General features: G+C 56.5%; 11 protein-coding genes and 2 tRNA genes. 6 read left to right on the top strand and 7 right to left on the bottom strand.

Features of this window, described 5'->3' with window-relative positions:
- Positions 1–10: 10 nt before the first annotated feature.
- Positions 11–649 (bottom strand): hypothetical protein, encoded by a 639-nt coding sequence (locus tag ACPLPM_RS14485; RefSeq protein WP_424357481.1) that lies wholly within the window; start codon positions 647–649, stop codon positions 11–13.
- Positions 650–920: 271 nt separating this feature from the next.
- Here ACPLPM_RS14485 and ACPLPM_RS14480 point away from each other — a divergent pair, with 271 nt between their 5' ends.
- The gene (locus ACPLPM_RS14480) at positions 921–3,650 is read left to right on the top strand and encodes a beta-propeller fold lactonase family protein (RefSeq protein WP_424359991.1); all 2,730 of its coding nucleotides are present in this window, start codon (positions 921–923) and stop codon (positions 3,648–3,650) included.
- Between the two features lie 49 nt (positions 3,651–3,699).
- On the opposite strand, the gene ACPLPM_RS14475 is transcribed toward ACPLPM_RS14480, so the two are convergent.
- Complete coding sequence (locus ACPLPM_RS14475) at positions 3,700–4,611, bottom strand: TIGR00269 family protein (RefSeq protein WP_424357480.1); 912 nt, start codon at positions 4,609–4,611, stop codon at positions 3,700–3,702.
- Positions 4,612–4,737: 126 nt separating this feature from the next.
- Between ACPLPM_RS14475 and ACPLPM_RS14470 the strand changes: the two genes are divergently transcribed.
- Both ACPLPM_RS14470 and ACPLPM_RS14465 read left to right on the top strand, forming a co-directional pair.
- A tRNA-Ile gene (locus ACPLPM_RS14470) sits at positions 4,738–4,832 on the top strand.
- Positions 4,833–4,941: 109 nt separating this feature from the next.
- Positions 4,942–5,036 (top strand) — tRNA-Ile (locus ACPLPM_RS14465).
- Between the two features lie 34 nt (positions 5,037–5,070).
- On the opposite strand, the gene ACPLPM_RS14460 is transcribed toward ACPLPM_RS14465, so the two are convergent.
- Positions 5,071–6,525: a dipeptidase gene (locus ACPLPM_RS14460; RefSeq protein WP_424357479.1), complete on the bottom strand. Its 1,455-nt coding sequence runs from the start codon at positions 6,523–6,525 to the stop codon at positions 5,071–5,073.
- Between the two features lie 96 nt (positions 6,526–6,621).
- On the opposite strand from ACPLPM_RS14460, the gene ACPLPM_RS14455 reads away from it, so the two are divergent.
- Positions 6,622–7,182 (top strand): class I SAM-dependent methyltransferase, encoded by a 561-nt coding sequence (locus tag ACPLPM_RS14455; protein ID WP_424357478.1) that lies wholly within the window; start codon positions 6,622–6,624, stop codon positions 7,180–7,182.
- A gap of 14 nt (positions 7,183–7,196) precedes the next feature.
- On the opposite strand, the gene ACPLPM_RS14450 is transcribed toward ACPLPM_RS14455, so the two are convergent.
- Positions 7,197–8,192 carry a UbiA family prenyltransferase gene (locus tag ACPLPM_RS14450; protein ID WP_424357477.1) on the bottom strand — a complete coding sequence of 332 codons (996 nt, stop codon included), beginning with the start codon at positions 8,190–8,192 and terminating at the stop codon, positions 7,197–7,199.
- A 9-nt stretch (positions 8,193–8,201) separates the two neighbouring features.
- On the bottom strand, positions 8,202–8,822 hold the full coding sequence (locus ACPLPM_RS14445) for a hemerythrin domain-containing protein (RefSeq protein ID WP_424357476.1): 621 nt from the start codon (positions 8,820–8,822) through the stop codon (positions 8,202–8,204).
- A 182-nt stretch (positions 8,823–9,004) separates the two neighbouring features.
- On the opposite strand from ACPLPM_RS14445, the gene ACPLPM_RS14440 reads away from it, so the two are divergent.
- The gene (locus ACPLPM_RS14440; protein ID WP_424359990.1) at positions 9,005–9,433 is read left to right on the top strand and encodes a PaaI family thioesterase; all 429 of its coding nucleotides are present in this window, start codon (positions 9,005–9,007) and stop codon (positions 9,431–9,433) included.
- A gap of 9 nt (positions 9,434–9,442) precedes the next feature.
- Here the strand turns inward: ACPLPM_RS14440 and ACPLPM_RS14435 are convergent, their stop codons facing one another.
- Positions 9,443–10,210, bottom strand: coding sequence for a hypothetical protein (locus ACPLPM_RS14435; protein WP_424357475.1), 768 nt, complete (start codon positions 10,208–10,210; stop codon positions 9,443–9,445).
- Positions 10,211–10,288: 78 nt separating this feature from the next.
- Complete coding sequence (locus ACPLPM_RS14430; protein ID WP_424357474.1) at positions 10,289–11,014, bottom strand: RAD55 family ATPase; 726 nt, start codon at positions 11,012–11,014, stop codon at positions 10,289–10,291.
- Positions 11,015–11,451: 437 nt separating this feature from the next.
- Between ACPLPM_RS14430 and grpE the strand changes: the two genes are divergently transcribed.
- Positions 11,452–11,979, top strand: a complete 528-nt coding sequence (grpE, locus tag ACPLPM_RS14425) for a nucleotide exchange factor GrpE (protein ID WP_424357473.1) — start codon at positions 11,452–11,454, stop codon at positions 11,977–11,979.
- The last annotated feature ends 4 nt before the right edge of the window (positions 11,980–11,983 follow it).

Raw genomic sequence — 11,983 nt, 5'->3', positions numbered from 1 at the left:
CGAGCATACCTCATTTCTTCTTCTTGTTGATGCACCGGCTTCTCCGCAACTTCCGAGAGTAGCGGTGCAGGGCGGTTTCGAGCCTAACTCTGTCGAGGTGATGGTCGCGTGCATACTGTCTGATATCCCAGATGCCCAGCGCCTTTGCGGTTTCCTTCTCTCTGGGCGTGGGCTCGGGGTCTGCCTTGGGCCAGACTGCCTGCATATCCCGGAGAAAGACTGAGACAGTCACCGGGCCGATACCTTTGCCCAGGGCCATGATTCGCTGCTCAAGGTCGCGGCTGTCTTTGGCCGAGTTGTACAGGCGGCCGAGCTTGCCGTCGTACTGCTGCTGAAGCGTCCCGAAAATGGCGATTAGCCTGTCTGCGGTGCTCTCGTCATACCTGGCGTAGCCGCCCTCGTCCAGCAGCCGCACAAGTAGGTCCCTGTCAATGTCCTGGATGTCGGCGGCGCTGGTCAGGCCATTAGATACCAGTGTCTGGTACGTCTCCGCGGCAGAGCCCTCCTGGATGGGCTTTGCGTACAGGTATGCCGCGAGGAACCACTTCAGCCAGGCAGAGTCTCCTTCATTCAGGTCGATGCCCAGCATGGCTGAGTAAGGCTCACCAAGTTCTGCTACGATTTTTTCCACGCCGGCACGAGAGGTCATTCACATTAAGGACGTCTGCCGTAGAAAAAAGCCTTATTCCCGGTTCACCCAGAACCGGCATGCAGATTATGGGCAGACGGCTGACAAACGGTCTGTTTCTCGAGTTTGTACTTAATAGTGTCAATGATTATAATTTTATCATTAATATCTCAGTCTTGAGTGGGGTGGATTCTTAGTGTTATTAGCTAGCGGGCGGTGCCTCTTTAAGGCTATTTTTACGAACGGGACAATACGAACTTTAGCTTATAGTGTGTTTATCCTGGTAGCGCTGATGCCGTTCACCCTGGTAGTAAGCGCAGCCGGCCCGTATGCCTATATTACGAACTTTGGGGACGGGACTGTTTCGGTAATCGATACTCAGACAAACACCGTGGCCACGACAGTGGCTGTGGGGTCAAGTCCCATTGGAGTTGCGGTGAATCCTGCCGGGACAACTGTCTATGTGACGAATCGTGGGGGTAACTCTTTGTCGGTGATCGACGCAGCGACGAATACTGTTACGGCTACTGTGACTGTGGGAACCGGGCCTTCGGGTGTTGCTGTGAATCCTGCCGGTACTACTGTCTACGTGACAAATTTCGGCGACGACACCGTGTCGGTGATCGATGCGGCTACAAACACAGTGACAGGCACTATATCAGTCGGCTCAAAACCTTACGGCGTTGCGGTGAACCCAGCGGGGACCAGGATCTACGTGACTAACATGGTCGCCGGTACCGTATCGGTGATCGATGCGGCAACCAATGCGGTCACTGACACTGTGACTGTGGGAGAAGGCCCCTATGGGGTAGCGGTGAACTCTGCGGGAACGACTGTCTATACGGCAAACTACGATGACAATTCCGTATCGGTGATCGATGCTGCCACAAATGCCGTAACAGACACAGTAACAGTGGGTGACAATCCTTTTGCGGTTGCGGTGAACCCTGCCGGCAATACTATTTACGCCGTGAACAGCGAAGGCAGCTCAATGGCTGTGATCGATGCGGCGACGAACGCCGTGACGGCTACAGTGACAGTGGGGGATGGTCCATACGGTGTTGCGCTCACTCCCGACGGGAGCACGATCTACGTCGTGAACCAGTATGACAGCACCGTGTCAGTTGTAGATGCGGCTACGAACACTGTGACTACCACTGTGTCTGTGGGATCCAGTCCCGCGGCCTTCGGCCAGTTTATCGTTCCGGCCGCTCCTCCTACTCCGACGCCTACACCTACGCCTGTGCCGGTAGCCAGCATCGACAGCCCGGCTGGCCCGCAGAGTGGTACTGCGCCATTAACCGTGGACTTCCAGGGCAGCGGCACCAACTCGCCGACTTCGTGGCTGTGGACTTTCGGGGCGGACGGCACGTCCACAGAGCAGAACCCGAGCCACACGTTCAGTGCCGCGGAGGAGTATAACGTGACTCTGGTAGCGTCTAATGCCGGCGGTGCCAGCGAGCCTGACAGCGTCTTAATAACGGTTACAGAGCCCACTCCCACTCCTACTCCGACGGCTACTCCTACCGTTTCTCCTACTCCTACTCCTGTGCCCGTCCTGCCCGGGCTTGCCTGGGAAAAGACGTTCGGCCGGGCGGAAGGGTCTAACATCGGCTATTCTGTCCTGAAGGTGAGCGATGGCTATGTCGTAACGGGTTCCACTACCCCGGAAGAAGAAAGCTACACCGATGTGTACCTGCTGAAGACGGACTTCAGCGGCAACAGGGTGTGGAACCGGACCTTCGGTGGGGATAACAGCGACGAGGGTAGGTCTGTGATCGCCGTCAGCGACGGTTACGTCATCGCGGGCACGAGCTGGGATGACGTCGGTTTCTCAGACATGTACGTAATCAAGACGGATCTGAACGGTAATCTGGTCTGGGAGAAGCGGTTTGGGGGCGCGGACGACGACTGGGGTCGCTCTGTAGTAGCCGTCAGCGGCGGCTACGCGGTGGCGGGCACCACGTGGTCTTCCGGCAGCGGCTCCAGTGATGTGTACCTGGTGAAGACCGATCTGAATGGTAACCTCGTCTGGGAGAAAACGTATGGCGGGGAGTACGGAGAGTTCGGTAATGCACTCGGGGCTGTCAGTGACGGGTATGTCATAGCGGGCAGGACCAATACTTACGGTGCCGGTAGCGACGACGTCTATCTGGTAAAGACTAACCTGAACGGTGACATGGCGTGGAACACTACCTACGGCGGAGAGGGCGATGAAACTGGCAATTCCCTGCTGGTCGGGAATGATGGCTATTTCGTCGCCGGCACGATGGACTGGTATGGTGGTACCGGCAACCTGGATGTGCTCCTGCTGAAGACCGATTTCAGCGGCAACAGGGTGTGGAACCAGTCTTACGGCGGCCCGGAGCGCGAGTCTGGCAACTCTCTTGCCGCTATCGGTGGTGGCTACGTTATTGTGGGCGATACCAACTCATACGGTAACGGTAGTTATGACGTATACCTGGTTAAGACAAATTCGACAGGCGGCTTCGTCTTAAATGCCACCTACGGCGGGCCGGGCAGGGATATCGGCTATTCAGTGGCTCCTGTCGGGGACGGGTACGTCATCGCCGGACAGACCGGGTCGATAGATGTGAAGGGCTTTGCAGGCGGGGACGATTTCCGGGTTATGAGGCCCGCCAATTCTCAGGTGTACCTGCTAAAAGTGAATCCCCGGTTCCCGCAGACCGAAGCACCTACGGGCCCCTATGGTCCGCCGCTCAGCATACCGAATCCCTACCAGCGGGTGCCATCGGGGGAATTCATCGTACCGCCAGGCTCTAATCTGTCCGATGTTGTGAACGCTTCACAGCCGGCCACGCCCACGCCGACACCATTGCCTGTCACGCCTACTCCGGCTCCTGCGCCGACGGCGACTCCAACGGCAGAGCCCTCGATCTTCATCACGCCTCCGCCACCGGGAGTTGCGACTCCGGTGCCAGTGCCGGCAACGGGTATCGAAGGCTTACTCGGGATCGGGATGGGGGCGCTGCTCTTCAGACTGCTCCGGAGAAAACGATGATCGGGGAAAATAGTACGGGGCTTTCAGCCCCCGTTTTATCCAGGTCCTACTAGTCTATCCTGACCCGCTTTTTCAGTTTACACGCCTGGCATACGCCCTGGATGCCCGGCTCCCCGCAGACCTCGCACTTCGCCAGCGGCACCTGGGGGTATTTCTCTTTCAGGCAGTCGATCATGTTCTCGAAGCCGCTCAGGACCGAGTACTTCGTGCCCGGGTGCCTGGCCTCGAAGTCGTTGAGCATATCCTTGATCTCGCCCCGGAACGATTCGCTGGTGTACGGGCACTCGCCCATGTAGAACGGCAGCTTTTTCAGGAAGGCGTATAATGCGATCTCCTTCTCCGGCACGTCGATCAGCGGCTTGATCCTGGGGATCAGCCCTTCCTGCGCTCTGGAGGGCCGCAGGCGGGCCAGCCGCTCGACGTCTCCGTTCATGACGTTCAGCAGGACTACCTGCGCCTCGTCGTCGAGGTTGTGGCCGGTGGCGAGCTTGTTGGCGCCGATCTCTCTCGCCTTCCGGTTCAGCAAGGTGCGGCGGAAGACGCCGCAGTAGGTGCAGGACGCTTCTTTGCGCTCCCTGCTCAGTATATCATCCAGCGTATGCCCGATCTCTTCCTTGAACGAGACGACGTAGTGAGGCACTCCAAGGCGGTCGCATAGCTCCTTCGCGAACGGGATCGATTCGTTCCTGTAGCCTTCGATGCCCTCATCGACGGTGATGGCGGAGAATTTGATGTTTGACCTGGTAGTGAATGTGTCTATGAGGATTGACAGCGTAACAGCGCTGTCCTTGCCACCGCTCATGGCCACAGCTATGTGATCGCCTGGTTTGGCCATCCTTTCCTTGCGCATCCTGCGCTTGATCTTGCGCTCCACGTCGGCGATCTCGTGGAGGCTGCACAGGTGCATGCCGGAATACTTCTGGTAAATGACCGCTTCACGGTTACACTTATCACACTTCATAGCCGAAAATCGAGCCTAGTTGCGAGTTCCTGCTATTAAAACATTGTGAGTATTTAAGTAGAAGTGCTCGATAGCCTATTTCGCCCATAACTTTTATGTAGTAGTAGGGCCTTTTACAGAGATGTCGGGCCCGTAGCTTAGCCAGGTCGGAACTGCCAAAAGCAGCGACAAGCGCTCGGCTGATAACCGAGAGGTCCTGCGTTCAAATCGCAGCGGGCCCATCACCTTACAATGGTGATTTGTCAGACCCCGAAACTTGCCTTTTCCATACACTATTACTCTTAGTGTACTGTATTGTGCAAAGGCAAGGTATAGTATACAGGTAATTAAGGGCCCGTAGCTTAGCCAGGTCGGAACTGCCAAAAGCAGCGACAAGCGCTCGGCTGATAACCGAGAGGTCCTGCGTTCAAATCGCAGCGGGCCCATCAGCTACCAAAACTTTTGAGCCGAATATTTTTGTTACCTCTGCTGCTTCAAGCCAGTGCTATCACTTTTTATAGTCGCAAGCCCGTAAAGCAGTGCGGCAACCGTTTTCATGCCTCTGTCGAAGTCATATATCTCGAAGTGCTCGTTGGGTGCATGAGCGCCGTCTTCCGGGCTGCCCCAGCCCATCATGAGGATATTCTCGATGCCTAACTCCTTGTGTAGCGCTGTCACCGCTCCCACTGTGCCGCCTGTCCGGGCCAGCACCGGCCGCCGGCCGAAGCCGTACTCGATGGCTCGCTTCGCCACCGCCATGGCCGGAGTATCTGTGGGCACGACCAGCGGGTCGTTTCCGTACCAGTGGGTGATCGCCACCCCGACGCCCGGCAGCGCCAGCGAGCGAACATAGTCTGCGGCCAGCGGCCCTATCACTTCTGCCTTCTGGTCGGGCACCAGCCGCATGCTTATCTTTGCGATAGCGCGCGAGGGGATGATAGTTTTCATGCCTTCCCCCTCGTGGCCGCCCTGGATACCCGTAACGTCCAGCGTTGGTCGGAAGTACCGGCTCTCTGGCAGGGTGAAGCCTTTTTCAGGTGCCAGCGTGTCCACGCCCAGGTATTGTCTCAGGGCTCCGTCGTCGACCGGCAGGCTGGCCATTTCTTTTCGCTCCCACTGCTCCACCCCCCTGACGTGATCGTAAAATCCCGGTATCGTCACCCTGCCGTCATCGTCCTTCAGGTGGCAGAGGATTCTGGCCAGCACCATCGCAGGGTTCCTTACGAGGCCGCCGAATACGCCCGAGTGTACGCCGAAGGCCGGGCCAGTCACTTCGATCTGCATGTTGACGAGGCCCCGGTACCCGTAGTGGATAGCCGGAACGCTATTACTGTACCGGGTAGTGTCCGACATCGCGAGGGTGTCGGCCTTCAGCATCCTCCGGTGCTCCCGGGCAAACCGCTCTATATTCGGGCTGCCCATCTCTTCCTCTCCCTCCACGAGCAGTTTGACGTTGAGGGGCAGAGTGCCCTCGGCGGCGATGATGGAGTCCATGGCGTTCAGGTACGTGAGCACCGGACCTTTGTCATCGGTTGCCCCTCTGGCATATATGGCTCCATCCTTCACGACAGGGGTGAAAGGCAAAGTTTTCCAGGCATGCAAAGGCCCGGGCGGCTGGACGTCGTAGTGGCCGTAAACGAGCAGTGTCGGCGCTGCTTTATCCGGGCATCGCTCCGCGTAGACTATCGGGTGTCCCTGCGTCTCGAACACTTTTCCAGAAAAGCCCGACCTTTCCACCCTCGCCAGGAACCACTCCGCCGCCCTTCTCATATCGGCTGTATGGTGCCGATCTGCGCCGACGCTCGGGATCTCCAAAAATTCCGCCAGCTCTCGCAGGTAACGGCCCCGGTTCCGCGTCAGGCTATCCAGCACTCGCCCGGGGACCACAATCCGGCTATCTTCCGGTTTCCTGGTTGAGGGCACATTTACCGGCATGTAATCCTCTGTAGTCCCTGGTAAAGTTATAACACCGGCTCGAAATAGTTAATTTACAATAATGGCGGTCGATCCTGCCAGCTACTTGTGTACTGTGTGGCCGGCGGCCGGTTTTACCTGCCCGGCTCAAGGCTTTCAATATGCGCCCTCTGGTACGACATCGATTACCCGGATATGATCGAATTGCGCAAGCGCCTGTATCCAGATCGCCAAAACTACACCATGATCAGCTCTTCAGTCACAGATCTGAAGTGGCTTGATGTAATACCCTCTGACAGGCCGGTGCTGGTGGTTGCCGAAGGGCTGGTGATGTACCTTGCGGAAGATGCGGCGCTGGCTCTGTTCAAACGAATCACCGAGAAATTTCCGGCTGGTGAGTTCGTTTTCGACGCCTATAGTCGGCTGATGACCAGGCTGATATCTCTGATCCCGGCCGTCAGGGCGTCAGGCATTACCCTTGCATGGAGTATCGGTGATCCTCTGGAGCTCGAAAAGCAGGTTCCTGATCTCAAGCTGATAGATTCGGTCTCCTTTTTGACCATGCCTGAGCTCGTCGATCGGCTGTCGGAGTCGAGGTTGCAGCGCGTGATGTCTGGCATATTGGGCAGGCTTGGCTTCTACCGGAGGCTGATCCGGCACTTGCGCTACCGGTTTTAAAAGGGTGTCGCCGGTCAGGCGATGTTAGCGACTATCAAGAGCAGTATTACTACGATCATGAGCGTCATCGTCAGGTAGAGCCGGCGCATATTCGCCCGGCCATCCTGCGGTGTCAGGCTCCTGTAAAGCCCGAAGGCCAGATAGGCGATGGCTGTATCGGCCAGCAGGATGGCGGCCAGGTAGCCGTAGCCCAGCCAGCCTGCCAGGTACGGCAGCAGGCTGAGCCCGATGAACCCGGCGAATAGCAGCATGGATACCCGCAGCGCGGGCTGCCTGCCGTACGTCAGCGCCACCGTCCGGGCGCCTCTTTGGCGATCGCCTTCCATATCCATGGCCCCTCCGGCGATCTCCTCAGCGAGATCGAACAGGAAAGCCATGGCGCCGAACGTCCAGACCACGCCGCTCAGGGGCTTTCCAGCGGCCATCCCTCCGCACACGAACGTCATGCCCACAGAGGCTGCCACCATCATATTCCCGGGCAGGCCCGCCTCTTTGAGTTTCCAGTTGTACAGGATGCCGATCACCAGCAGCAGGGCGGCGAGGGCGAGCAGTACGGGGCTTAGCAGCGCCGCAGCGACGAGGCCGCCGATACTAAACAACACCGCCATCAGCGCCATCTCCGGTATGGTAACCCTGCCCGAAGGTAACGGCCTGTCCGGGTGGTTGATCCGGTCGACCTCCAGATCGAAGTATTCGTTGGTGATCATCGCCGAACCCGAGATGAAAAAGCCGGTAGCGAAGCCCAGGGCCGCTACGGGTATCGAAGGCAGGCCTCCCAGTGCCAGTATTTCCCCCGCCACCACGCATATGCCCGCAGACAGGGGCAGCTCTGTCCTCACGAGATCCGAGAGGGCTCTGGCCTTGGCCAGGCTGGCTTGAAAAATACCTGCGTCTACCATCCTTACCACGTGTTTGCTATCCTTAAAGGCGCGGAGGACATAATCTTTGCCGTAGTTACCCCCGGCAGCAGGGTAAAGGAGCCGATCCCTGTCGGGGATGGCTCTCTGCAAAAAAGAGATTTATTTTGCTCTCCTGGTGAAGTCCTTGAGGCTGGTGATGCCAGCAGAAGACTCCAGATCTGCTACCATGCCGTAGATCTTCATGGTCGCGTCTTCGCCGAGGAGCTTCTTCTCGTGCTTCTCCTGGGTCTCCTTGAGGTCGTCCAGGTCGCTCTCGGACCAGGTGCCCTCCATGCACGGGAACAGTACGGTCTCTTCCCAGGCTGCGTGAGCCATGACCATGTCGTGGAAGTCCATGAAGGTGCTCTTGAGATCCTCGATGTCGCTTCCCTTTTTGGCGAGGTTCTCCATCCTGGCCACCATCTTCCGCATTTCGATGTGCTGGTCCTTCAGAACCCTCGCCATGTCGGAAAGCTTGGTGTTCTCGAACTTCGGGTAGATCTCCTCTTCTTCCATCACCATGTGGTGCTTGTCCACGACCTGCTTGATGATCTCGCAACCTCTGACGCAGGGCTCCAGGCTTGACTTCGATCCCTTGCCGGCCATCTTCATCGAATGATGCATAGCCAGCATAATTCGGTCTAACACGGCATGCTCGAGGCCTAACTCTTGCGTCGCCGACATCTTCTCGATGCCGTCTTCAAGTCCCGAGGGCGGCTTCTGCATTGTCATCTGTGCCATAATAATTTCTCCAGAACGAGTTTTCTGGCAAATTTATTAATAAGTATCCTGAGGTAATCACAGCATGATTCTCCGGTACACGCATTTTGAGCAGTACTTGAGGATATCGACACAGTACTTACGCGTCTGTCCTTGCCCGTGACAACGGTTAATATCTATGTGCCCTAATCAGGCATGGTATCATCTTGGCTGACATCGCACAGTATTTCCGGGATAACGACCTGTTCGCCCAGCACTGCGGCATCGAGCTGCTAGAAGCCGCGGGCGGGAACTCCAGGGCCAGAATGGCGATCGGAAAACACCACCTCAACGGCGTGGGGACGGTCCACGGCGGAGCACTCTTTACGCTGGCCGACTACGCCTTCGCCGCGGCCTGTAACTCCCACGGTACGGTGGCCGTAGCCATCAACTGCAGTATCTCATACGTTAAAGCAGTCCCGTCAGGCGTGTTGACTGCCACCGCCCGGGAAACGTCGCTGGGCGGCCGCATCGGGACCTATTCCATCGACATCACGGATGACAAAGGCGCCCTGATTGCGATTTTCCAGGGCATGGCCTACAGGAAAAAAGAGACCATGGAAGACCTGTTGATAATGCGGGTAAAACAGTGATCTTTACCTCTACATGAGAGCCTGGTAGCTGACAGTTACCGGCTCGCTGTCCCTGTTCTCGATGACCAGGTAGAGCGCCTCAGGAAGCGGTCCTGTACCGCTAGAAATCCGCTGTCCAGAAGAGTGTATACTCTTGTTCACCGCCAGGCTGCCAGGTGCTGAAACCGTGCCATTGTCGCGAGCACCTGTGTACTCTATCGCTCGGCTTTCTGTTCTGTTCCGATAGTGGCTCAGCTCCTCGCCTGACATAACTTGTTGGTAAACCGAAGCGTTTCTGGGCTCGTATGTGAAGTCAGCCTTGTATGTGTAGGTATCAGCTCCATGGAGTCCCTGAGCTCCGTATACTCTGTGATACCAGGATGCCCCGGGTGGCACGATGGCTGTAGCTGTTGCGGGGAATGTCCTGCGGAAGTACTGCTCCCTGCACATGATCTGTTTACTCTGCACGTCAACGGTGAAGACGAGGTTCTCGCCTACTGCCCAGCCCCCGTATGTGGCGGGGACTTCCAGCAGTACCCCAGAGGCATTGATGTAGCCGGACAGCTGGCTCTCGCTGGATGGGGTGACATTCCCTACGACCACTCCGGGCTCGAACTGGCCGTACTGGGATGCAGCTTCTTTCGAAGCCGGGGTGTTCAGGGCGATATCGATCGCTGTCTGCTCTGGACTTAGAGCTTCGCCAGGTTTTAAGAATAAGTAATAGGTTCCGGCTGACAGCGCAACAATGACTGTGATAATTATGATAGCAGTAAGTACATATTTTTGTAAATTAGCCATCGATTATTTGTTTACACTTGAATATAAAGAGTTATCGCCGACAGGCGCTGGCTGCGACGACCCTATGCACTCTTGTCCCTAAAGGGACCAGACACCTTTCTTCTGCAATATCCTGATGCCCTCGGACGTGATGTTGAAAGCATAGCTCTCCAGCGGGATGCTGGTGGCTCTCATCTTGTTGATCTCGAGGTGCCGCTCTCTCAGGTTCGTGTACGGGTTCTCCTTGATGGAGAGCCGGATGACGCCATAGGCGGAGTAAGAGGCTACCCCCTCCGTGCGGCGGTTGGAGGTGTCGTCCATGATGTAGAGCGAAGTGAAGTGCTGCTTGGCCAGCAATAGGTTGAGGGTGTCGAGCTGCTTGCGGAACTCGTCCATGGACATGTTTAAGGTGAAGACGCCCAGGTTGTCGATGACGACCAGATCGGTCTCTCGGGGTATTTTTTCGACGAGGCTGATGATGTCCGACTGTAGGCTATCGATCTTTTCGAAGCCCAGCGACATGGTCTGAATGGTGGTATAGGCTCTCTCCTCGTAGAGCTTGATGATCTTCAGCTGGCCGGACTCGTAGAACTGCCGGATGTCCCGGCCGATGCTCTCGGCCTGGTGAAGAATATCTTCGAGCTCTTCTTCAGTGGCTATGTAAATGCACTTTTTGCCGTCGAGGCAGCCACGGTATATGAAATGGATGGCAATGATAGTTTTACCTGATCCGGGGGTCCCGGTCACGAGCACGCTTTTGCCCCGGGGGTAACCCCCGCTGATGAACTGGTCCAGCTCATCGATGCCTGTTGAAACACGTTCCATAGTGGCAACCCAGTCTTTTTTCCAGCCTGCGGTTATAAAGCAGCGCCTTATCCCCGGGCATAATAATACCAATTGCCGCTCTTCTTTAAAAAGCCTTATGGTAGTGGCTTTTCGCTGCGAGGGCAGGACGTCGTGGGTCTGTAATAAGGGGCCCAAAAAAATTCGCTTTGCGCCTCTTTCTCATCTGAAAACTGGCGAAGCTGGAAAATATTTATGCTTTGCCGCTTCTAATTTATACCCTGTATTACAGGGTTGTTGCAGGTTTTAATTTACCGCGTATACGATTGCATTTGCACTTGTGCATATCGTGGACCACGCCGTGATCGCACCGCGGTCGGTGCGCCAGTTACTTGATCGGTTGTACGATAAACTATATATAGAAGTGCAAACATTACTTTAAACCCGTCTATATAATAACCGGGCTACGGAGGGCATGTATGGACTCGAAAAGCGTCCCTGCCAGGGACGAAGCTGAAAAGATTGATCGGCAGGCACAAGCCGAGGAACCGAACGAAGGCGACGAAGTCGCCCGCCTTACGCGACAGGTGGAGGAGTACCTGACCGGTCTGCGCTACCTGCAGGCGGATTTCGAGAACTACAAAAAGCGCGTGGCCCGGGAAAAGGAAGACGTCGTCCGGTACGCTAACGAGGGGCTCATCCTCGAGCTCATCGACGTGTACGAGAACCTGGAACGTGCCGTGGCTAACGCCAGGAAAGCGGGCGACGGGCAGATGGCCAAAGGCCTGGAGATGATCTACGCCCAGATGGCGGCAACTCTGACAAAGCACGGCCTGAAGCCGATCGAAGCGGTGGGCAAGAAATTCGACCCGCACCTGCACGAAGCGATGATGCAGGAAGCGTCGCAGGAGGTCGAGGAAGGCACGATTCTCGACGAGTTCCAGCGGGGCTACATGTTGTATTCAAAAGTCATTCGCTACGCGAAAGTGAAAGTATCAAAGAGGTAGATTG

The sequence above is a fragment of the Methanocella sp. MCL-LM genome, from assembly GCF_049676595.1.
Lineage (GTDB): Archaea > Halobacteriota > Methanocellia > Methanocellales > Methanocellaceae > Methanocella_A.
The sequence above is the reverse complement of the archived record's forward strand: the minus strand, read 5'-3'. Positions and strand labels throughout refer to the sequence as shown.

Bases quoted from the DNA above. Each gene is read 5' to 3' on its own strand.
- ACPLPM_RS14485 (WP_424357481.1), bottom strand. From the start codon at position 649: ATGACCTCTCGTGCCGGCGTGGAAAAAATCGTAGCAGAACTTGGTGAG.
- ACPLPM_RS14480 (WP_424359991.1), top strand. From the start codon at position 921: ATGCCGTTCACCCTGGTAGTAAGCGCAGCCGGCCCGTATGCCTATATT.
- ACPLPM_RS14475 (WP_424357480.1), bottom strand. From the start codon at position 4,611: ATGAAGTGTGATAAGTGTAACCGTGAAGCGGTCATTTACCAGAAGTAT.
- ACPLPM_RS14460 (WP_424357479.1), bottom strand. From the start codon at position 6,525: ATGCCGGTAAATGTGCCCTCAACCAGGAAACCGGAAGATAGCCGGATT.
- ACPLPM_RS14445 (WP_424357476.1), bottom strand. From the start codon at position 8,822: ATGGCACAGATGACAATGCAGAAGCCGCCCTCGGGACTTGAAGACGGC.
- ACPLPM_RS14435 (WP_424357475.1), bottom strand. From the start codon at position 10,210: ATGGCTAATTTACAAAAATATGTACTTACTGCTATCATAATTATCACA.
- ACPLPM_RS14430 (WP_424357474.1), bottom strand. From the start codon at position 11,014: ATGGAACGTGTTTCAACAGGCATCGATGAGCTGGACCAGTTCATCAGC.
- grpE (WP_424357473.1), top strand. From the start codon at position 11,452: ATGGACTCGAAAAGCGTCCCTGCCAGGGACGAAGCTGAAAAGATTGAT.